The organism is Streptomyces sp. NBC_01255 (genome assembly GCF_036226445.1).
Lineage (GTDB): Bacteria > Actinomycetota > Actinomycetes > Streptomycetales > Streptomycetaceae > Streptomyces.
In genome coordinates, this window is sequence record NZ_CP108474.1 from 4,874,329 (window position 1) to 4,895,625 (window position 21,297).

Annotated in this window: 19 protein-coding genes; 10 read left to right on the top strand and 9 right to left on the bottom strand. The window is 69.6% G+C overall.

Features of this window, described 5'->3' with window-relative positions; all coding sequences use genetic code 11:
• Positions 1-124: 124 nt before the first annotated feature.
• Positions 125-916: an ECF subfamily RNA polymerase sigma factor, BldN family gene (locus tag OG357_RS21930; RefSeq protein ID WP_055642830.1), complete on the bottom strand. Its 792-nt coding sequence runs from the start codon at positions 914-916 to the stop codon at positions 125-127.
• A 426-nt stretch (positions 917-1,342) separates the two neighbouring features.
• Positions 1,343-2,305, bottom strand: coding sequence for an HAD family hydrolase (locus OG357_RS21935; protein ID WP_329622759.1), 963 nt, complete (start codon positions 2,303-2,305; stop codon positions 1,343-1,345).
• A 91-nt stretch (positions 2,306-2,396) separates the two neighbouring features.
• Here OG357_RS21935 and OG357_RS21940 point away from each other — a divergent pair, with 91 nt between their 5' ends.
• From OG357_RS21940 to hemB, 6 genes are all read left to right on the top strand, one after another.
• Positions 2,397-2,675, top strand: coding sequence for a glutaredoxin family protein (locus OG357_RS21940; RefSeq protein ID WP_329622760.1), 279 nt, complete (start codon positions 2,397-2,399; stop codon positions 2,673-2,675).
• A gap of 272 nt (positions 2,676-2,947) precedes the next feature.
• Positions 2,948-3,742, top strand: coding sequence for a redox-sensing transcriptional repressor Rex (locus OG357_RS21945; RefSeq protein ID WP_329622761.1), 795 nt, complete (start codon positions 2,948-2,950; stop codon positions 3,740-3,742).
• Positions 3,739-5,139 (top strand): glutamyl-tRNA reductase, encoded by a 1,401-nt coding sequence (locus tag OG357_RS21950; RefSeq protein ID WP_329622762.1) that lies wholly within the window; start codon positions 3,739-3,741, stop codon positions 5,137-5,139. The genes OG357_RS21945 and OG357_RS21950 overlap by 4 nt, the downstream gene beginning before the upstream one ends.
• Positions 5,136-6,122, top strand: coding sequence for a hydroxymethylbilane synthase (gene hemC / locus OG357_RS21955; protein WP_317596469.1), 987 nt, complete (start codon positions 5,136-5,138; stop codon positions 6,120-6,122). The genes OG357_RS21950 and hemC overlap by 4 nt, the downstream gene beginning before the upstream one ends.
• The gene (locus OG357_RS21960) at positions 6,119-7,789 is read left to right on the top strand and encodes a uroporphyrinogen-III synthase (protein WP_317596467.1); all 1,671 of its coding nucleotides are present in this window, start codon (positions 6,119-6,121) and stop codon (positions 7,787-7,789) included. The genes hemC and OG357_RS21960 overlap by 4 nt, the downstream gene beginning before the upstream one ends.
• 102 nt (positions 7,790-7,891) lie before the next feature.
• Positions 7,892-8,896, top strand: coding sequence for a porphobilinogen synthase (gene hemB, locus OG357_RS21965; protein ID WP_329622763.1), 1,005 nt, complete (start codon positions 7,892-7,894; stop codon positions 8,894-8,896).
• A 6-nt stretch (positions 8,897-8,902) separates the two neighbouring features.
• On the opposite strand, the gene OG357_RS21970 is transcribed toward hemB, so the two are convergent.
• On the bottom strand, positions 8,903-9,679 hold the full coding sequence (locus OG357_RS21970; protein WP_329622764.1) for a DUF4253 domain-containing protein: 777 nt from the start codon (positions 9,677-9,679) through the stop codon (positions 8,903-8,905).
• Between the two features lie 244 nt (positions 9,680-9,923).
• On the opposite strand from OG357_RS21970, the gene OG357_RS21975 reads away from it, so the two are divergent.
• Positions 9,924-11,138 carry an IS110 family transposase gene (locus OG357_RS21975; protein ID WP_329619721.1) on the top strand — a complete coding sequence of 405 codons (1,215 nt, stop codon included), beginning with the start codon at positions 9,924-9,926 and terminating at the stop codon, positions 11,136-11,138.
• 17 nt (positions 11,139-11,155) lie between these two features.
• On the opposite strand, the gene OG357_RS21980 is transcribed toward OG357_RS21975, so the two are convergent.
• Entirely contained in the window at positions 11,156-11,407 is a 252-nt protein-coding gene (locus OG357_RS21980) for a DUF7660 family protein (protein WP_329619722.1), read from the bottom strand.
• Between the two features lie 140 nt (positions 11,408-11,547).
• Between OG357_RS21980 and OG357_RS21985 the strand changes: the two genes are divergently transcribed.
• Positions 11,548-11,817, top strand: a complete 270-nt coding sequence (locus tag OG357_RS21985; protein ID WP_329625654.1) for a DUF1876 domain-containing protein — start codon at positions 11,548-11,550, stop codon at positions 11,815-11,817.
• Positions 11,818-11,898: 81 nt separating this feature from the next.
• On the opposite strand, the gene argS is transcribed toward OG357_RS21985, so the two are convergent.
• Complete coding sequence (gene argS, locus OG357_RS21990) at positions 11,899-13,662, bottom strand: arginine--tRNA ligase (protein WP_329622765.1); 1,764 nt, start codon at positions 13,660-13,662, stop codon at positions 11,899-11,901.
• Positions 13,663-13,677: 15 nt separating this feature from the next.
• Here argS and lysS point away from each other — a divergent pair, with 15 nt between their 5' ends.
• Positions 13,678-15,576, top strand: coding sequence for a lysine--tRNA ligase (gene lysS, locus OG357_RS21995; protein WP_443066711.1), 1,899 nt, complete (start codon positions 13,678-13,680; stop codon positions 15,574-15,576).
• Positions 15,577-15,664: 88 nt separating this feature from the next.
• Here lysS and OG357_RS22000 read toward each other — a convergent pair whose 3' ends face one another.
• From OG357_RS22000 to OG357_RS22010, 3 genes are all read right to left on the bottom strand, one after another.
• Complete coding sequence (locus tag OG357_RS22000) at positions 15,665-16,954, bottom strand: DUF2637 domain-containing protein (RefSeq protein ID WP_329622767.1); 1,290 nt, start codon at positions 16,952-16,954, stop codon at positions 15,665-15,667.
• Between the two features lie 142 nt (positions 16,955-17,096).
• Positions 17,097-17,834, bottom strand: a complete 738-nt coding sequence (locus OG357_RS22005; RefSeq protein WP_329622768.1) for a DUF3558 family protein — start codon at positions 17,832-17,834, stop codon at positions 17,097-17,099.
• An 81-nt stretch (positions 17,835-17,915) separates the two neighbouring features.
• A complete protein-coding gene (locus tag OG357_RS22010; RefSeq protein WP_329622769.1) occupies positions 17,916-18,890 on the bottom strand; it encodes a DUF3558 domain-containing protein in 975 nt (324 codons plus the stop codon).
• Positions 18,891-19,064: 174 nt separating this feature from the next.
• Between OG357_RS22010 and OG357_RS22015 the strand changes: the two genes are divergently transcribed.
• Positions 19,065-20,258: an RtcB family protein gene (locus OG357_RS22015; protein ID WP_329622770.1), complete on the top strand. Its 1,194-nt coding sequence runs from the start codon at positions 19,065-19,067 to the stop codon at positions 20,256-20,258.
• 60 nt (positions 20,259-20,318) lie between these two features.
• Here the strand turns inward: OG357_RS22015 and OG357_RS22020 are convergent, their stop codons facing one another.
• Entirely contained in the window at positions 20,319-21,191 is an 873-nt protein-coding gene (locus OG357_RS22020) for a hypothetical protein (RefSeq protein ID WP_329622771.1), read from the bottom strand.
• Positions 21,192-21,297: the final 106 nt, after the last annotated feature.

The following is a 21,297-nucleotide window of genomic DNA, read 5'->3' on the forward strand; positions in this document are numbered from 1 at the left end:
CGAGGGGTCACCGACTGTGAGTTGAGCGGGGGTCGTGGAATGTGGGGGGAGGTGTGGGGGGCGAGGCGCGGACGGGTGGGGCGTGGGCCGCTGCATGGGCGCGCGTGTGGGGGGCGCGGACCGGTCAGCGTGCGTCGTCCGGGAGGAGGCGGGCCAGTGTGCGGACGGCCCGGTACTGGAGCGTCTTGATGGCGCCCTCGTTCTTCCCCATGACGCGGGCGGTCTCGGCGACCGAGAGGCCCTGGAGGAAGCGCAGGGTCACGCACTCCTGCTGCTGGGGGTTGAGGCGGCGGACCGCGTCGAGGAGTGCCGCGTTGGAGAGGGATTCCAGGACGGAGTCCTCGGGGCTGCGCTCGACCTCGTTGGCGTCGAGCATCTCGCCGGTGGTGACCTCGAGGCGGAAGCGGCTGGACTTGAAGTGGTCGGCGACGAGGTTGCGGGCGATGGTGACGAGCCAGGCGCCGAAGTCGCGGCCCTGCCAGGTGAAGGTGGAGATCCGGCGCAGGGCGCGCAGGAACGTCTCGCTGGTCAGGTCTTCCGCGGTCGCCTTTCCGCCGACGCGGTAATAGATGTAGCGGTAGACGGTGTCGCTGTACTGGTCGTACAGGCGGCCGAAGGCCTCGGCCTCGCCGGCCTGGGCGCGCTCGACCAGGTCCATCATGCGAGCGCTGTCGCTGTCGGCGGTGGGGCGGCGGGCGGCGGTCGAGGTTCCGGCGCCGCCGCGGGTTCCCCGTCTGCCCACGGCGGCGCTGCCGTCGGCCAGGGCATAGCAAGGGCCGGCGGGTGCCGGTGAGGCGAAGGCGAAGGCGGGGACGGGGCCGGCGTACGCGGTGGGGACGAAGCCGCGCAAGTGGTCGAGGACCGTTGCGCGCAGCGTAGCCAGGCCCGAGGTGTCAACCCCGACGTGTGGGTACACGGGACTCCCAGAGGCAGAGCTTCCATCACGTGCAGTGCGGGACCGTTCACTCGTCGTGGCGACGGGAGGGGTCCTTTGTGCGTCTGAGGAGAATAACGCTTCGTACAGGCAGCGCTACACCCAGTTGCTCAAATCACCGATTACGTCGTTTCCGTTACCGCTTGCAGTCGTAACTGGCCGCTATTCGTGACCGGTTGTTGATCGGATTGCTTCCGAGTGTGACTGCGCGGGCGTTGCGTTGTGCTCAAGTGCAGAACGGGGGAGTGATCGGGGCCGCTGCTGGGTAAGGAGTCCGGAATGCCTGGGAGTCGACCTGTGCGGTGGTGTTCGACCACGGACGGGTGAGGGCTGCTGGTCCGGGGTTGTCGCAGATGATCGCAGCCGAAACGTATCGGCAGGGGTCCGGCGCGCCGCGTGGCGGTGGCGTCAGTGGCGGCGGCGGTGCAGGGCGACCGCGGCGGCGGTGCCGCCTGCGATGGCGCCCAGGCCCGCGGCGGCGGGGATGCCGACCTTGGCGGCCTTGCGGCCGGTCCGGTAGTCGCGCAGTCGCCACTCCCGGTCCCTCGCGTACTTGCGTAGCTTGGTGTCCGGGTTGATCGCGTACGGGTGTCCGACGAGCGAGAGCATCGGGATGTCGTTGTGCGAGTCGCTGTAGGCGGCGCAGCGGCTCAGGTCGAGGCCTTCGGCGGCGGCGAGGGCGCGTACCGCCTCGGCCTTGGCCGGTCCGTGCAGGGGCTCGCCGACCAACTTGCCCGTGTAGACGCCGTCGACGGACTCGGCGACCGTGCCGAGCGCGCCGGTCAGGCCGAGTCGCCGGGCGATGATCGTGGCCGTCTCGACCGGGGCGGCCGTGACGAGCCAGACCTTCTGGCCGGCGTCCAGGTGGGCCTGGGCGAGGCCGCGCGTGCCGGGCCAGATGCGGTCGGCCATGTACTCGTCGTAGATCTCCTCGCCGATCGACATCAGTTCGGAGACGCGGTGGCCCTTGACGATGGACAGGGCGCTGTCGCGGGCGTCCTGCATGTGCTCGGGGTCCTCGACGCCGGCGAGCCGGAACCAGGCCTGCTGCCAGGCGAAGCGGGCGAGCTCGCGGCGCTGGAAGAACTTCCGCTTGTACAGGCCGCGGCCGAAGTGGAAGATCGCGGCGCCCTGCATCACGGTGTTGTCGAGGTCGAAGAACGCGGCCGCTTCCACGTCGCCGACGACCGGGAACTCCGGTTCGGCCGGGGCCGCGGGCTCCGCGGTGGCCGTCTCGGCCGCCGCCTCCTCCCGCTCCCGTTCCAGCTGGAGCGAGGACTTCCGCGCTGCCTCGGCAGCGGCCTCGCCTGCGAGGACGCTGCGCGCGGTGGCGGAGCGCCTACGAGGGGTGAGCCATCCCAGAGCGGCCATGCCGTGAGCATAGCCAGTCTGTTCGGTACTTCCCGACTTGTGACGATGCCGGGGCGTGAACACTGCGGGGCTCCCCTGTTAATTGGACAGAATGGACGTCATGTTCGGACGGACGAAGAAGAAGGACGCCGGATCGCGCACCGTGACGCTGATCGGCAAGCCGGGATGTCATCTCTGTGACGACGCCCGGGCGGTGATCGAGACCGTGTGTGCCGAAACAGGCGCACGATGGGAGGAGAAGGACATCACGCGCGATGAGGAGCTCTACCGGGCGTACTGGGAGCAGATCCCCGTCGTTCTCGTCGATGGCGAACAGCACACTTTCTGGCGCGTGGACCCGGGGCGGCTCCGGCGCGAACTGGGTGTGTGACCGAAAGGCGGTTACCATCGTGGACGTTTTGTTGGGTTTCGGGGGTGGCGTCGTGAGGAGTGTGTGCGGTTTTGCCCCCTTCGGGATCTCAACGCTCTGACCTGCTCCGCGGTTCCGTGAGGATGGGAACCAGCCGCGTGACCCCGGTCACTTTGGCCGGACAAAACGGACACCATCTTTGTGCACGCGTTCACAAAGACATAGCCTGCATTCGACGGGGCGGTCTTGGGACATACGGCCGCCTGCAGCCCCGCTCATCCCGCAGGAGCACCGTGGCAACTGGCCGAACTCACCGACCGGCGACCCGTAGCCGAGGAATTCCCGAGGCCACCGTCGCCCGGCTTCCGCTGTATCTGCGCGCACTGACCGCGCTCTCGGAGCGCTCCGTACCCACGGTCTCCTCCGAGGAGCTCGCGGCCGCTGCGGGCGTCAACTCCGCGAAGCTGCGCAAGGACTTCAGCTACCTCGGCTCGTACGGCACCCGTGGTGTCGGTTACGACGTCGAGTACCTCGTCTACCAGATCTCGCGTGAGCTGGGGCTCACCCAGGACTGGCCGGTCGTCATCGTCGGCATCGGTAACCTCGGCGCCGCGCTCGCCGGCTACGGCGGCTTCGCCTCCCGTGGCTTCCGGGTCGCCGCGCTGATCGACGCCGACCCCGCCATGACCGGCAAGCCGGTCGCCGGCATCCCGGTCCAGCACAGCGACGACCTCGAGAAGATCATCGACGAGGACGGCGTCTCCATCGGCGTCATCGCGACGCCCGCCGGCGTCGCCCAGCAGGTCTGCGACCGGCTGGTGGCCGCCGGAGTCACCTCCATCCTGAACTTCGCCCCGACCGTGCTCTCCGTGCCCGACGGCGTGGACGTACGCAAGGTCGACCTCTCCATCGAGCTCCAGATCCTCGCCTTCCACGAACAGCGGAAGGCCGGCGAGGAGGCGGGCGCCGAGAGCGGCCCGGAGACGGGTACGGACACCGGTGCGCCCGCCGCGCCGCCCGCCGCCCGCACCGGGGGCAGCAGCCGCAAGGGACCCGACGGGGACGTCCCCGCCGTGATGCCGGCATGAGCCTTCTCGTCGTCGGGCTGAGCCACCGCAGCGCCCCGGTCTCCATCCTGGAGCGGGCCGCGCTGTCGGGAGAGACCCAGGTCAAGCTGCTCCAGGACACCCTCGCCGCCGAACCGGCCGCCGAGGGCACCGTCCTGGCCACCTGCAACCGCATCGAGCTCTACGCCGACGTGGACAAGTTCCACGCCGGTGTCGCCGAGCTGTCCACGCTGCTCGCGCAGCACAGCGGCGTCGGCCTGGAAGAGCTCACTCCCTATCTCTACGTGCACTACGAGGACCGGGCCGTCCACCACCTCTTCTCGGTGGCCTGCGGGCTCGACTCCATGGTCGTCGGCGAGGGCCAGATCCTCGGCCAGATCAAGGACGCCCTCGCGCTCGGCCAGGAGCAGCACACCGCCGGACGCCTCCTCAACGACCTGTTCCAGCAGGCCCTGAGGGTCGGCAAGCGCGCCCACAGCGAGACCGGGATCGACCGGGCCGGGCAGTCGCTCGTCACGTTCGGGATGGAGCGACTCGTCGACGGCGCGGGTACGGACGCGGGCGCGGCCGGCTTGGACGGCCTGAGCGCCGCCGACGTCGACACCTGGGCCAAGGGCAAGCGGGCGCTCGTCATCGGCGCCGGTTCGATGTCCTCGCTCGCCGCCGCCACCCTCGCGCGCTCCGGCGTCTCCGAGGTCGTCATCGCCAACCGCACCCTGGCCCGCGCCGAGCGGCTCGCCCAGATCCTGAGCGAGCCCGGCGGCACCGGGGTGACCGCACGCGCAGTCGAGATGGTTGCCGTCGGCGACGAACTGACACGTGCCGACGTCGTCGTCTCCTGCACCGGCGCCACCGGACTCGTCCTCACCGCCGAAGCCGTCGAGACCGCCGCACAGAACCGCCGCACCCCCCTCGCCCTGCTCGACCTCGCCATGCCCCGCGACATCGACGCCGCCGCCCACCGGATCCCCGGCGTCCGGCTCGTCGACATCGAGTCGCTCGCCGAGGCCTCCGCCGACGCACCCATGGCCGCCGACGTCGACCAGGTCCGGGCCATCGTCTCCGACGAGGTGGCCGCCTTCGGCGCCGCCCAGCGCGCCGCGCACATCACCCCGACCGTCGTCGCCCTGCGCACGATGGCCGCCGATGTCGTGGCCAGCGAGGTCGCCCGGCTCGAAGGCCGGCTGCCCGACCTCGACGACAAGCAGCGCGCCGAGATCACCCAGACCGTGCGACGCGTGGTCGACAAGCTCCTGCACGCGCCGACCGTGCGGGTCAAGCAGCTGGCCAGCGAGCCCGGCGGCGCCGGGTACGCGGACGCGCTGCGGACACTCTTCGACCTCGACCCGGAGACGGTGGCATCCGTCAGCCGGGCCGACCTGAATGACGCCGACGTCAAGAACCGAGGGCGAGTATGACCGAGAGGGCACTGAGGCTCGGGACCAGGCGCAGCAAGCTCGCCATGGCCCAGTCCGGGCACGTGGCCGACGCCGTCCGGCAGCTGACCGGCCGGCCCGTCGAGCTCGTGGAGATCACGACGTACGGGGACACCTCCCGGGAGCACCTCGCGCAGATCGGCGGCACCGGCGTCTTCGTCGCCGCCCTGCGCGACGCGCTGCTCGCCGGTGACGTGGACTTCGCCGTCCACTCCCTGAAGGACCTGCCGACCACGCCCCACCCCGACCTGGTGGTGGCCGCGATCCCGAAGCGCGAGGACCCGCGCGACGTACTGATCGCACGGGCCGGCGTCACACTCGACCGGCTGCCCAAGGGCGCCCGCGTCGGCACCGGGTCGCCGCGTCGCATGGCCCAGCTCCACGCGTACGCGCGCAGCCACGACCTGGAGATCACCTGTGTCCCGATCCGGGGGAACATCGACACCCGGGTCGGCTACGTACACAGCGGTGAACTGGACGCGGTGGTTCTCGCCGCGGCCGGTCTCAACCGCATCGGCGGGACCGCGGAGCTGACCGGCTCCCTGTCGCTCGACCACCTGTCGGTCGACACGGTCCTGCCCGCCCCCGGTCAGGGGGCCCTGGCGATCGAGTGCCCGGCGTCCGACGCCGAGCTCGTCGCCACGCTCGCCGCTCTCGACGACCCGCACACGCGGGCCGCCGTGACGGCCGAGCGATCCCTGCTCGCCGCCCTGGAGGCCGGCTGCTCCGCACCTGTGGGTGCGCTGGCCGACCTGCTGGCCGACGACCCCGGTCACGGGCAGGTTGTCACCGAAATGCGCCTGCGCGGCGTCGTCGGCACCACCGACGGCTCGACGCTGGTGCAGCTGTCCACCACCGGTCCCGTACCCACCTCGCACCACGAGGCGATGGCGCTCGGACGCGAACTCGCGGACGAGATGCTCGCCAAGGGTGCGGCTGGTCTTATGGGGGAGCGAGCACTTTGAACCCCACCCGCCCGACCACCAGCCCAGTGTCCTCGGCCTTCACCGGCCACGGACACGTCACGTTCCTCGGCGCAGGACCGGGAGACCCCGGACTGCTGACCCTCAGGGCCGTCGAGGCCCTCGCGGGAGCGGACGTCCTGATCGCCGAGCCGGAGGTGCTCGAGGTCGTTCGCGACCATGCGCGCGCGGGGGTGAGCACGCCTGAGCTGACGGTTGTTGACGAGGCGTCAACAGCCGCCGGAGTCCCCGTGTTGAGGGATGCCGCCAATCTTGTCATGGAGGCCGCGAGGGGCGGCAGGCGGGTCGTCCGTGCGGTGACCGGCGACCCCGGCCTCGACGGAAACGCGGGCGCGGAGATGCTCGCCTGCGCCGCCGAGGGCATCCCCTTCGAGGTCGTCCCCGGCGTCGCCACCGCCGTCGGCGTGCCCGCCTACGCCGGTGTCCCGCTGCGCGACGCGCAGGGCACGGACGTGCGGTTCGTCGACGCCAGGACCGCCGACGAGCGGTGCTGGACCGAGGTCGGCGCCTCCGACGGCACCGTCGTCGTGTCCACCTCGCTCGACTCGGTGGCAGCGGCCGCCGGTGAACTGGTGGCGGCTGGCCGTAAGCCGGACACCCCCCTCACCGTCACGATCGCCGGTACCACCACCCGCCAGCGGACCTGGACCGCGACCCTCGGCACCATCGCCCAGGTCTTCAAGCAGGGCAAGATCCTCCCCTCGCCCGAGGGCCACCGGCCGGTCATAGCCGTGGTCGGCGAGCGCAGCGCCCCCGCGCAGCGGGACCAGCTGTCGTGGTTCGAGTCCAAGCCGCTCTTCGGGTGGCGGGTGCTCGTGCCGCGCACCAAGGAGCAGGCCGCCTCGCTCTCCGACCAGCTGCGGTCGTACGGCGCCGTGCCGCACGAGGTGCCGACGATCGCCGTCGAGCCGCCGCGCACCCCGCAGCAGATGGAGCGCGCGGTCAAGGGTCTGGTGACCGGCCGCTACGAGTGGATCGCCTTCACCAGCGTGAACGCCGTCAAGGCGGTGCGGGAGAAGTTCGAGGAGTACGGGCTCGACGCGCGCGCCTTCGCCGGGATCAAGGTCGCGGCGGTGGGCGAGCAGACGGCCGCGGCGCTCGTCGACTTCGGTGTGAAGCCGGATCTCGTGCCGAGCGGTGAGCAGAGCGCGGCGGGGTTGTTGGAGGACTGGCCTCCGTACGACCCGGTTTTCGATCCCATCGACCGGGTGTTCCTGCCGCGGGCCGACATCGCCACGGAGACGCTGGTCGCCGGGCTCATCGAGCTCGGGTGGGAGGTCGACGACGTGACCGCCTACCGGACGGTACGGGCGTCGCCGCCGCCGGCGGACACGCGCGAGGCGATCAAGGGCGGCGGCTTCGATGCCGTGCTCTTCACTTCGTCGTCGACCGTGCGGAACCTGGTCGGTATCGCCGGGAAGCCGCACAACGTGACGGTCATTGCCTGTATCGGGCCCGCCACGGCCAAGACGGCCGAGGAACACGGGCTGCGGGTGGACGTCCTGTCGCCCGAGCCGTCCGTGCACAAGCTCGCCGAGGCGCTGGCCGACTTCGGACTGCGGCGGCGGGAAGCGGCGCTGGAAGCCGGGGATCCGGTGACGCGGCCTTCCGAGCGGCGGCCGGGAGCCAGGCGGCGGCGGACGACGTAGGTGGTTGCCCGGGGTGCGGGTCCCTTGACGGGGCCCGCACCCCGCTGCGTTGCAACACCGTGTCGGTAAAACCACTGTTTGTGCGGGCGTAGCCTCGGGCGTATGAACTCGTACGGATCCTTTCCCGGGGCGCGGCCGCGACGGCTGCGGACGACGCCTGCCATGCGGCGCATGGTGGCCGAGACGCGGTTGCAGCCGGCCGATCTGATCCTTCCCGCGTTCGTGCGCGAGGGGATCACCGAGCCCGTGCCGATCGCCGCCATGCCCGGCGTCGTGCAGCACACGCGCGACACCCTGCGGAAGGCCGCGGTCGAGGCGACGGAGGCCGGCGTCTCCGGAATCATGCTCTTCGGCGTCCCCGAGGACGCCAAGAAAGACGCCGCCGGTACGGCAGGGACCGATCCCGACGGGATTCTTCAGGTCGCCATCCGTGACGTGCGCGCCGAGGTCGGCGACGACCTGGTGATCATGTCGGACCTCTGCCTCGACGAGTACACCGACCACGGGCACTGCGGCGTCCTCGACACCGACGGCCGCGTCGACAACGACGCCACGCTGGAACGTTACGCCGAGATGGCGCAGGTCCAGGCCGACGCCGGCGTCCACGTCGTCGGACCCTCCGGGATGATGGACGGGCAGGTCGGGGTCGTCAGGGACGCCCTGGACACCATCGGCAAAGAGGACGTGTCGATCCTCGCGTACACCGCGAAGTACTCCTCCGCCTTCTACGGCCCCTTCCGCGAGGCCGTCGGCTCCTCCCTCGACGGCGACCGCAAGACCTACCAGCAGGACCCCGCCAACCTCCGCGAGTCGATGCGCGAGCTCGCCCTCGACCTGGAGGAGGGCGCGGACATGGTGATGGTGAAGCCGGCGGGGCCGTATCTCGACGTGCTCGCGAAGGTCGCCGCCGCCGTGGACGTGCCCGTCGCCGCGTACCAGATCAGCGGCGAGTACGCGATGGTCGAAGCCGCCGCCGAGAAGGGCTGGATCGACCGCGACCGGGCGATCCTCGAGACCCTCACCGGCATCCGGCGCGCCGGCGCCCAGATGATCCTGACCTACTGGGCGACCGAGGTGGCGCAGAAGCTGGCCGTCGGGCGGGGTTAGCCAAGGCTAGTCCCACCAGAACGTCCAGACGGGGCTGTCCAGCAGCCCCGTCCGGGCGTATGCGCGCAGGCCACCGTGGTCGCCCTGGTTCACGTTGTCCGGGCAGAACGCGAAGTGCTCCGCCGCCAGCGCCTCGGCCTCCTCCAGCGTCCCGGGCGGGGCCGCGACCGAGACCACCAGCTGGTCGAAGGTGAGCGCGACGACACGGGCCCCGAAACGGTCCTCCCAGGACCGCAGGACCGCACACAGGCGGGCCACGTCGTTCTCGTGGTTCAGCGGCCCGGTCCAACCGATCACCGCCGGTATGTCCGCGCTGCGCCGTGCCGGGACGAGGGCCGGCCGGGCGTCCTCCAGCCAGAACCCCGGCTCCGTCAGCATCTCGGCGACGGCGGCCGCCGTCCCGTCGGGGTCCGCGTCGCACGGCTGCGCCGGGGCCAGGCCCGGCCAGCCGACGCTTCCGGGTATCTCGTCGGACGCGTTCGCGTCCCAGAACCCGGCGAGGACCCCGTCGGCCTCGTGGTCGGCCGGGTCGCTCATTCGCTCCGGCATCAGCTCCCACCGGTCCAGGCTCCAGTCACCGCCCAGCAGCACCGGCAGCAGTCCCGCCGTGCGGGCCGCCGGGCGCAGCGCGCTCCAGGCGGACGGGCCCGCCGCGCCGTGTCCCGACCAGATATACGGGGCGTCCACCGGGCCGGTGAGGGCGCCGGGCGGCAGGTCGAGGCCGAGGGAACGGCCGGTCGGATCGGCTGCGAGCCGGGGCAGCTGGTTCGGGATCATCGCCATGCGGAGAACGTACGGGGCACCACTGACATTGATACTCGTAGCGGGTTCCGGGGGCCGTGGCTCTCCCACTGACTGACGCCCTGCTGGGCTGTCTTCGCGTTGTACCGTCCGGCCGCCGGGACCCGTTCTTCATGGCTCCGGCCAGGTGGAACATGACCTGATAGGAGCTTGGTCAGAAGCCCCATCAATGTCCTGTCTGCGCCACCTGGCCGGTGTCACCTCCGGCTAGGAAGGCACCCCCAGCATGACGTCAGCGGGCACGGTGGACATGGATCAGCAGTGGGTGTTCGGCGGCGTGGATTCTCATGCCGACACCATCCACGTCGCGGTCGTCACCGACAACGGCGGTCACGTTGCCGACGCCGAGTTCCCCACCACCACGGCCGGATACACCGCGGCCCTCGCGTTCCTGGGCGCCCATGGGGACGTGATCGCGATCGGCGTGGAAGGCACCGCGTCCTACGGAACCGGCTTCACCCGCGCGGCCCGGGCCACCGGTTTGACCGTGGTCGAGGTCAACCGCCCCGACCGCGCCGAACGCCGCCGCAACGGCAAGTCCGACCCCATCGACGCCTACGCCGCCGCCCGCGCCGCACTGTCCGGACGCGCGTCCAGCGCGCCCAAGGACGACGCCGTCACCGGCATACGTGCCCTCCACAACGCCGCCCGGTCCACGGTCAAAGCCCGCACCGCCGCCATCAACCAGATCGGTCACATCCTGGTCAGTGCCCCCGACGCTATCCGCGACCGCTACCGGGCCCTACGCGGCAAGGTGCTGATCGACACCCTCGCCCGCCAGCGACCCCACGGGGACGCGGTCCATACTGCCGTCCTGACCGCCCTGAAGAGCCTGGCCAGGCGGGTCCAGGCCCTCACCGGCGAGCACGACGAGCTCACAGCCGCACTCGACGGCGTGGTCAGCACCCACAATCCGGGCCTGCGAGCTGCCTACGGCGTCGGTCCCGACACCGCGGCCCAGCTCCTGATCACCGCCGGCGGCAACCCCGACCGCCTCCGCACCGAGGCGTCCTTCGCCGCTCTATGCGGCGTCGCACCCGTGCCGGCCTCCAGTGGCAAGACCAGCCGTCACCGCCTCTCCCGAGGCGGTGACCGGGCCGCCAACGCGGCCCTCTACCGCATATCCCTCGTCCGCATGGCCAGCGACCGGCGCACACGCGAATACGTGGCACGGCAGACCGCGGCCGGCCGGACGAAGAAGGAGATCATCCGTCTCCTCAAGCGGGCCATCGCCCGCGAGGTGTTCCGCTACCTCACCACCACGGTCACCGTCCCCGACATCGCCGACCTACGACCTCTGCGGCGGTCCAAGAACATCACCCTCACCACCGTGGCCGAGCACTTCGGCGTCTGGCCCGCCGTCATCTCCTGCGTCGAACGCGGCACCCGCCGCGACGACTACCTCGCAGGCGCCTACCGCGACTGGCTCATCGCAGCTTGACCCTCTGACGCGGAGGTTCACTCATAGCCAGTGGCGGCCTGAAGCGCTTTCGCCAGGAAAGCCCAGTTCCCGCCTTCGGGGAGCTCTTGACCCACGTTCTGATACCAGCCCGGCGAGTCATGCATCCATGCCGCAAGGGCCTCAAGGAATCGATCGAGGGTCTGGTTCTCCCACTCGTCTCCCCTTCGGAGATAGTCCTCATGCAGTCCTCGAACAAAGGAGACCAGTTCGTCGCGGCTGCGGACTTCATCGTCGGGAATCAGTGACATAGAGCGAACCTACCCTCCACCTCGTCCGCAGAGCGCTTGACGATCAATAGGAGCATCAACGGGGCGAGTGGTGTGGCGGCACCGGGCGGCGCACTCTGGAGAGGTACCCGACAGGTACCTCGCTGGAGGTGGTCCTCATGATGCACACGCTTGTCGGATGGCACGTGGAGATGGAATTCAAGGAGGAGGGCGACCGGACGCGGGCGGCGGCCATGGTCCGGCTCACGGACGGCACCGAGTTCCGGGCCCACGGCACGGCCAATCGACACCCCTCCGATCCTGACCAGCTGCGCGTCGGCGAGGAGATCGCGGGCGCCCGCGCGCTCATGGACCTCGCCTCACAGCTGCTCCAGAAAGCCCACACGGAGATCGACGAGGTCTCGGGCAGGACCTCCCACTCCATCCGATGACGACGAAGCCCCCGCCACGGTGTTCCCGTGCCGGGGGCTTCGCTCAGCTACGGCTCCGAGCCGCCAGGAGCACTCGGAGCGTCAGAGGCGCTCAGGCGTCCGGATGCCCAGCAGCGCCATGCCCTGGTGGAGCGTCCGGGCGGTCAGGTCGCAGAGGAAAAGACGGTTCTCGACCTGCTCGGGGGTGTCGGCCTTCAGGACCGGGCACTCCGAGTAGAACGTCGTGTAGTGCGAGGCCAGCTGGTACAGATACGACGCGAGCTTGTGCGGAGCGTACTCCGCGGCCGTCTCGGCGATCAGCTCGCCGAAGGCGTCCAGGTGCAGCCCGAGAGCCCGCTCGGAGGGCGCCAGGGCCAGCTCCGCGTGCGCCGCCGGCCTGGCATCGCCCGCCTTGCGCAGAATCGACTGGATACGGGCGTACGCGTACTGCAGGTACACCGACGTGTCGCCGTTCAGCGACACCATCTGGTCCAGGTCGAACTTGTAGTCACGCGCCGCCGACGTCGACAGGTCCGCGTACTTCACCGCGCCGATGCCCACCTGCGCACCCCGGTCGGCGATCTCCGCCTCCGTGAGGTCCTGAGCCTTCTCACGGACCACGGCCGACGCCCGGTCGATCGCCTCGTCCAGCAGGTCCACCAGCCGGACCGTCTCGCCCTCACGGGTCTTGAACGGCTTGCCGTCCTTGCCCAGGACCGTGCCGAACGCCAGCTGGACGGCCTTCACACCGTCATTCAGCCAGCCAGCCCGACGGGCCGTCTCGAAGACCATCTTGAAGTGCAGCGACTGACGGGCATCCACCACGTACACCAGGGACGTCGCCTTCAGGTTCCCCACCCGGTCGCGGATCGCCGACAGGTCCGTCGCCGCATAGCCGAAGCCACCGTCGGACTTCTGGACGATCAGCGGCGTCGGGTTGCCGTCCGGACCCTTCACGTCGTCGAAGAACACACACAGCGCGCCCTCGGAGCGGACGGCGACGCCCGACTCCTCCAGCAGGCGGCACGTCTCGTGCAGCATGTCGTTGTAACCGGACTCGCCAACGATGTCCGGATCGTTGATGTCCATGTCGAGCTTCTCGAAGACCGAGTAGAAGTAGATCTTCGACTCGTCGACGAACCGCTGCCACATGGCCAGCGTCTCCGGGTCACCCGCCTGCAGGTCGACCACCCGGGCACGCGCCCGCGTCTTGAACTCCTCGTCGGAGTCGAAGAGCGCACGCGAGGCCTTGTAGAGCCGGTTCAGATTCGACATGGCCTCCTCACCGGAGACATCGGCACCCTCGACCTTGTGGTCCAGCTCGTGCGGGTGCTCGATCAGGTACTGGATGAGCATGCCGAACTGGGTGCCCCAGTCGCCGATGTGGTGCCGCCGGACCACCGTCTCGCCCGTGAACTCCAGGATCTCCACCATCGCGGCGCCGATCACGGCGGACCGCAGATGCCCGACGTGCATCTCCTTCGCCACGTTCGGCTGGGCGTAGTCGATCACCGTCGTGCCCGCCGACTCGTTGAACGGCACGCCGAGCCGCGCGTCGGCGGCACGGGCCGCGAGCGTGTCGATGATCGCCGAGTCCGTCACCGTGATGTTCAGGAAACCGGGGCCCGAGACCTCGATCTCCTTCAGGACGTCGTTCGCCGGGATCGCGTCGACGACCTTCGTCGCCAGCTCACGCGGATTGCCCTTGAGCTGCTTGGCCAGCGCCAGGATGCCGTTGGCCTGGAAGTCGGCCCGGTCGCTTCGTCGCAGCAGCGGGTCGACGGACGCGGCCTCCGGCAGAGCTGCCGAGAGTCCGTCCGCGAGGCGCTGCTGCACGGTCGAAGCGAGGGAAGGGACCGAGGCCATGAGCTTCCGTTCCTGTTGAGTTCGTCAGGTCTATTTCGCTTGTCAAGTGTCCCATGGGAGAGCAACGTGTTTTCTCCGCCTGTGGACAACCTCCGAGTGCGCGCTTCCGTCTGGGAGAATGGCTCACGCAGGGCTGTACCGCAGCGAGGCCATCCAGCAGGACCCCTCAGGAAGAAGGACGTACCGACCGTGGCTCAGAGCAGCACCGAGACCGACTGGGTCTCCCGTTTCGCGGACGAGGTCATCGCCGAATCGGAGCGACGTGCGCCTGGCAAACCGGTCGTCGTCGCCTCCGGCCTCTCCCCGTCCGGCCCCATCCACCTCGGCAACCTCCGCGAGGTCATGACCCCGCACCTCGTCGCCGACGAGATCCGCCGCCGCGGGCACCAGGTCCGCCACCTCATCTCCTGGGACGACTACGACCGCTACCGCAAGGTGCCCAACGGCATCGAGGGCATCGACGCGTCCTGGGCCGAGCACATCGGCAAGCCCCTCACCTCAGTCCCGGCCCCCGCCGGCTCGCCCCACCCCAACTGGGCCGAGCACTTCAAGGCCGCCATGGTCGAGGCCCTCGCCGAGCTCGGCGTCGAATACGACCCGATCAGCCAGACCGAGCAGTACACCACCGGCGCCTACCGCGAGCAGATCCTGCACGCCATGAAGCACCGCGGCGACATCGACGCCATCCTCGACCAGTACCGGACGAAGAAGGCCCCGAAGAAGCAGTCGCAGAAGCCCCTCGACGAAGCCGAGCTGGAGGCCGAGGAAGGCTCCGGCGCCGCCGCCGAGGACGACGGCTCCGGCGGCACGTCCGGCTACTTCCCGTACAAGCCCTTCTGCGAGCAGTGCGAGAAGGACCTCACAACCGTCACCTCGTACGACGACGAGACGACCGAACTCGCCTACACCTGCACGAACTGCGGCTTCGCCGAAACCGTCAAGCTCAGCGAGTTCAACCGCGGCAAGCTGGTCTGGAAGGTCGACTGGCCCATGCGCTGGGCCTACGAAGGCGTCATCTTCGAGCCCTCCGGCGTCGACCACTCCTCGCCCGGCTCGTCCTTCGTCGTCGGCGGCCAGATCGTCCGCGAGATCTTCGACGGCGTCCAGCCCATCGGCCCCATGTACGCCTTCGTCGGCATCAGCGGCATGGCCAAGATGTCCTCCTCGCGCGGCGGCGTCCCCACCGCGGCCGACGCACTGAAGATCATGGAAGCACCGCTGCTGCGCTGGCTCTACGCCCGCCGCAAGCCCAACCAGTCCTTCAAGATCGCCTTCGACCAGGAGATCCAGCGGCTCTACGACGAGTGGGACAAGCTGGAGGCCAAGGTCGCCGACGGCACCGTCCTCCCCGCCGACGCCGCCGCCCACACCCGCGCGGCCCGCACCGCCGCCGGCGAGCTCCCCCGCACGCCGCGCCCCCTCCCGTACCGCACCCTCGCCTCGGTCATGGACATCACCGCCGGCCACGACGAGCAGACCCTGCGCATCCTCACCGAACTCGACCCCGAGAACCCGGTCACCTCCCTCGACGAGGTCCGGCCGCGACTCGACCGCGCCGAGAACTGGATCACCAACCAGGTCCCCGCCGACCAGCGCACCATCGTCCGCGACGAGCCCGACACCGAGCTCCTCGGCACCCTCGACGACGAGGGCCGCGAGTCCCTGCGACTCCTCCTGGAAGGCCTCGACAGCCACTGGTCGCTCGACGGGCTCACCACGCTCGTCTACGGCGTCCCGAAGGTCCTGGCCGGCCTCGACCCCGAAGCCAAGCCCACACCCGAGCTGAAGCTCGCCCAGCGCGCCTTCTTCGCCCTGCTCTACAAGCTCCTCGTCAGCCGCGAGACCGGGCCGCGCCTGCCCACGCTGCTCCTCGCGGTCGGGGCGGACCGGGTGCGGAAGCTGCTCGGCGCGTGAGTGGCGAGTGGTGAGTGAGCAGCTGAGCATGTGAAAGGGCCGCCGCTCGGAGTCCGGGCGGCGGCCCTTCTGCATGGCCTCGTGGCCATCAGGCCGTGTCGAAGTCGGCCATCTCCTGCTGGATGCGCTGCTGAATCACCGGGGTCAACTGGTGCAACAGATCCGTGTCGGGGAACTCCGGAACGCCGTAGTGAGCGGCCACCAACTGCTGCAGCTCACCATCGCCGGGGAACTGCTTGTGCTCGTGGACATACGACCACGTGATCTTGTAGACCGTCTCCTCGAAGTCACCGACCCGAGGCTCCGGCTCCTCCACGTACTCCGGGTACGGCTCGAACGCCTCGGGGCCCTGCTCATGGCGCGGGTCCGGGATCGGAACGTCCTCCGGACCGAGCGGCACGGCCACCGGAGTGGGAGCCAGACCGTCGACGTACTGCGGGTCGTACGCCGTCTCGATCGCCTCGGACGGGAGATGCGGAGCCTGGAACCACGGGCTGTCGTGGTTCGAGGCTTCTGCCTGGCCCTGCTGCCCCTGCCGGCCCTGCTGGCCCACCTGTGGGTGCTGCTGAGGCTGCTGGGGCGCCTGCGGCAGCTGCTGCGGCTGCTGCGGCTGAAGCGCGGGGGCCGCCTGGACCGCCGCCACCGGCTGCATCCCGTGCACCGCCTGCGCCTGCGGCGGGAGGACAGCCGGCTCGATGCCCGCCGCCGCGAGGCCCGCCGCCGCCGTCTCCGCCAACGGCACCCCGTACCGCGCCAGCCGCAGCGGCATCAGCGCCTCAACCGGCGCCTTGCGCCGCCAGCTACGACCGTAACGAGCCTGGAGCCGCGCCTGATAGATCAACCGCTCCTGCTCCAACTTGATCACCTGCTCGTACGAGCGGAGCTCCCACAGCTTCATCCGCCGCCACAGCCGGAACGTCGGCACCGGAGAGAGCAGCCAGCGCGTCAGCCGCACGCCCTCCATGTGCTTGTCGGCCGTGATGTCCGCGATCCGGCCGACCGCGTGACGCGCGGCCTCCACGGACACGACGAACAGAATCGGGATCACCGCGTGCATACCGACGCCCAGCGGATCCGGCCAAGCGGCCGCACCGTTGAAGGCGATCGTCGCCGCCGTCAGGATCCAGGCGGTCTGACGCAACAGCGGAAACGGAATCCGCAGCCAGGTCAGCAGCAGATCCAGAGCCAGCAGGACACAGATGCCCGCGTCGATACCGATCGGGAAGAAGTAGGAGAAGGTCCCGAAGCCCTTGTCCACCGCGAGCTCGCGGACCGCGGCGTACGAACCCGCGAAACCGATCCCCGCGATGATCAACGCACCGGCGATGACGAGGCCGATGAGTATTCGGTGTGTGCGTGTCAGCTGCATCGCGGCCACCCGCGATCCCCTCCCGTCAAACGACATCTCGCGCGCACAGACTGGCACATGCGCGCGGAGCCCGGCCCTCGGGGGAGGGACGGGCTCCGCGCGGGTGTCTCCGTCTGCGTTGGTTTGTGACTACTTGTTGGCTACGTGTCGGCTACTTGTTGGCTGCCGCGACGGCGGCCACAGCCTCCTTGGCGGCCTTCACGGCACCATCCATGATCTTCTTGTCGGAGGGCGCGTCGGCGCCCGCGTAACCGGCGCCGTTGTACGACAGCAGGACCAGCACGTTGCCCGTACGCGCCACGACCGAGGCGTAGACGAAGTCCTCGTCCGTCTTGCGCAGCTTGTACGCGACCGACTTCGCCTCCTCGCCGATCCCCGAGGCCGCCGTGGTGCGAAGCTTCTTCGCGCCCGGCGTCTCCTGGATCTTGGCGAGCTCCTTCGTCAGGTTCTCCACCGCGCGCTCCTCACCGCTGCCGAGCGACACGTCCGACTCGTACCGGTAGAACGACACGTCCAGCCAGCGGTACTGCGAGCCGTCCACACCGTTGTCGTCGAGACCGTTCCACGAACAGCCACCACGGCTCGCCAGGTCACTGGAGGCGGCCGGCGTGCCCTTCTTGCTCTTCGCCTTCGGCACCAGGGACGCAGTCGTCTTCGCCGAGATCGCCTTGCAGACCTCGGGCAGCTTCGCGAACTTCGCCGGCTCGACCGTCGGCGTCGGCGAGGCAGTGGGCGTGGCCGAGGCCGACGCGGACGCCTTGTCCTGCGCCCCCTTCTTGCCGGAGTCACCGCTGCCACCCGAGTCCGAGGAGCAGCCGGCGACGACAAGCATCACCGGGACGGCTGCGCAGGCGAGTATGCGGGGGAGTCGCGGGGCTGATCGCTGCATGGTTCCTTCAGTCGCTTGTCGGCCACGGGTACGCCGACACGTTACGTGGTCGCCGCCCGCTCACGGATCGTCCGCGAACGGCTACTCCTCCAGGCGCTCGGCGAGCATCCGGGCCAGATTCCGGGCCTTGTCCTGCAGTTCCTTGCTGTCGGGGGCCTCCGCGGAACCGGTGCTCTGCTCCCGGTAGGAGACCGTCACGATGACGTTGGATGTGCGGAACACCACGCTGACGACACGCTGATGTCCGCTCGCGCCGACGGCGCTCAGCGCGTCGTCGAGGTACGCGATGTCGCCGAGGCCGTCGAGGACGCGGGACTCCAGGCCGGTGGAGGTGGAGGTGGGCGTGGGGCCGGTGGAGGGCGTTCCCGTGGAGGGGGCTCCCGACGTCGGGCCGTCGGTGGGCGGGGTCTTGCTCGTCGGCGCCGTGGGGCTCGTGGTGGTCGTGGCGCTCTTGGGGTCGGTGGAACCGGTCGCCTGAGGATCCGCCGTACCGGAGGCGGTGCCCGTGGCCGGAGCCGTGCCCGTGGCCGTGCCGGTGGGCGTGCCGGTGGGCGTGGGCGGGGTCGTGGGAGGTACCGGGATGCCCGCCGCGAGTTGCTTGCGGAGGTACACCTCCTGCGCCCGGGCGTCGTCGCTGACGGCGGAGTCGTACGACACGACCCGCTCGATGTCGAGAACGAGCCGGTGGGAGGTCTCGGGACTGTCGGCCTTCCACGTGCAACCGACGCGCCGGTCGGTGTCGTACGTGACGGCCGCGACGCCGCGGTACGCCTTGGCGCGGTCGGGGTCGGACAGTGCGGCGGCGCCCGGGAGCAGGTCCTTGAGCGTGGCCTGCGGGACGGCACCGCAGGGCTCGAAGAGCGTCCGGTAGCGGCCGGGAGGTGCGACGGGCGTGACGGGGCCGGCCTTGGCGTCGACGGCGATGTCGTCGGTCGTGGGGCCGGCCGAGCATCCGGTGAGGCCGAGCCCGAGGCCCAGTCCGAGGACGCTGGTGAGGATGGCGGCGGTACGCGCCGTGGACCCGGTGCGGCCGGGGGCGTACCTCTTTCGCTGCACGGTCCCAGGCTCCCTTCTCCCGAAGTCTTTCCCGAAAACTGTTTGCCGCGCGAACCCGGCCGGTGGACACAATGTCTATCGCACACGCAGCTGTTGATGCCGGTCCGCTGTCACCTGTACGGGCTTTGGCTCCGGTTTTTGCGTTATCAGACTTTTCGGGGGAATTGAGGAAGTATGTCGTACGTAGAGGTACCGGGGGCGAACGTACCCATCCGGATGTGGACCGATCCTTCCACGGTGGACGACGGCGCCATGCAGCAGCTGCGGAACACGGCGACGCTGCCGTGGATCAAGGGCCTGGCCGTGATGCCGGACGTGCACTTCGGCAAGGGCGCCACGGTCGGTTCGGTGATCGCGATGCAGGGGGCGGTGTGTCCGGCGGCGGTCGGTGTGGACATCGGCTGCGGGATGTCGGCGGTCAAGTCCTCGCTGACGGCGAACGACCTGCCGGGCGATCTGTCACGGCTCCGGTCGAAGATCGAGCAGGCGATCCCGGTGGGCCGTGGGCTGCACCGGGAGGCGGTGGACCCGGGGCGGCTGTACCAGTTCCCTACGGCGGGGTGGGGGGACTTCTGGTCGCGGTTCGACACGGTCGCCGATCCGGTGAAGTTCCGCCGGGGGCGGGCGGAGCAGCAGATGGGAACACTCGGCGGGGGGAATCACTATGCAGAGGTCTGCATAGATATGCAGGGTGAAGTTTGGCTCGTTCTGCACTCCGGATCGCGCAACATCGGCAAGGAGCTTGCCGAGTATCACATCGGCGAGGCGCAGAAGCTGCCGCACAACCGCGGCTTGGTGGACAGGGATCTCGCGGTCTTCGTCGCTGACACCCCGCAGATGGCGGCCTATCGCAACGATCTGCACTGGGCTCAGGAGTACGCGAAGTACAACCGGGCGGTCATGATGGCGCTCTTCCAGGAGGTGCTTCGTCGGGAATTCCGCAAGGCGAAGGTGACCTTCGAACCGGTGATCTCCTGCCATCACAACTACGTGGCGGAGGAGCGATACGAGGGGATGGATCTGCTGGTCACGCGGAAGGGTGCGATCCGGGCCGGATCCGGGGAGTTCGGGATCATCCCGGGCTCCATGGGCACCAGCTCGTTCATCGTGAAGGGGCTCGGCAACAAGGCTGCCTTCAACTCGGCCTCGCACGGTGCGGGCCGCCGGATGAGCAGGAGCGAGGCGAAGCGGCGCTTCTCGACGCGGGACCTGGAGGAGCAGACTCGGGGCGTGGAGTGCCGTAAGGACTCCGGCGTCGTGGACGAGATCCCGGGCGCGTACAAGCCGATCGAGCGCGTGATGGAGCAGCAGCGGGACCTGGTCGAGGTGGTCGCGCAGCTGAAGCAGGTCGTCTGCGTGAAGGGCTGAGAGCGAACAGGAACGGGGTGCCGCACCTGCGGCACCCCGTTTTTTGGTCCCCGTCTCGGGCTACTGGGCAGGTGCTGGCGTCTGTCCGGTGCGGAGGCGCCAGAGGCGCATGGAGCAGCTCTGCTCGGTTCGATCGAGCGCGATGGCTGCGGCGGCGGGGTCGTTGTGTCGTAGGAGTTCGCGGTCGTCCGTCTCGGTCCAGCGCCTACGGGGTGGTGCGAACTTCATATCTGCTGGACGCACCCAGCTTTGGATCGAGGTCGCGTTGGCCTTTTTGTGGTCCAGGGCTAGGCAGTCGCGGTAGTAGAGGTGCGCGGCGAGCTGTTGCGCCTGCTCTTTGTAGTAGGTGATGACGTAGACCTGGTCGCGAGTGTTGCGGCGGGCGATGCGCTCGGCGCCCGTGATCTTCTTCGTGTAGTGGCACAGGTATGCGGCAACAGCCGTGCTGGCCGACGTGAACGAGAGGAACGGGATGCCTTCGGCGGTCCAGCCGAGCGAACCGTCGGCATCGATGACGCCGCGGAGATAGTCCGGTCGGGAGAACTTGACGCGGGGTGGCCGGATGATCCGCGACTTCTTGCCGTAGGGGATTCCGAGCTCGTTGACGATGGTCCTGGCCTCGAGTGCGCACAGCGACCATGTGGCTGAGTGGTGCTGCGCGGCGAAGTTGGTGGTGCGGACCCGTTCCGTGATGGAGCTGTAGTACGGGGTCAGGCGCTGGAACTCGTGGAGGATATGGATGTCCCGCGCGTTGATCTCGGCGGTCAGCCTGCCCTTCTGGCCCGTCCCCCGGGAAAGGTGCCCGTCGGCCTGGAGGAAGCCGAACATGTAGGCGTAGCTGGGGTCTTTGAGGTCCATGAAGTGCGGCGGGGTGGTGGGCGTGAGGGCGCTCATGTCGAAGAGCGCGGGCACGCTAGGGTCCTGTTCAGCCATGGGAAGTTGCGTCTTCCTGGTGGTGAGGCCCTCGGCTGGGATTGCAGTCCCGGTCGAGGGCCGTTCTGTATGGAGTTGTCTTCGACGTTAGGTCGGGTCTTCGGGC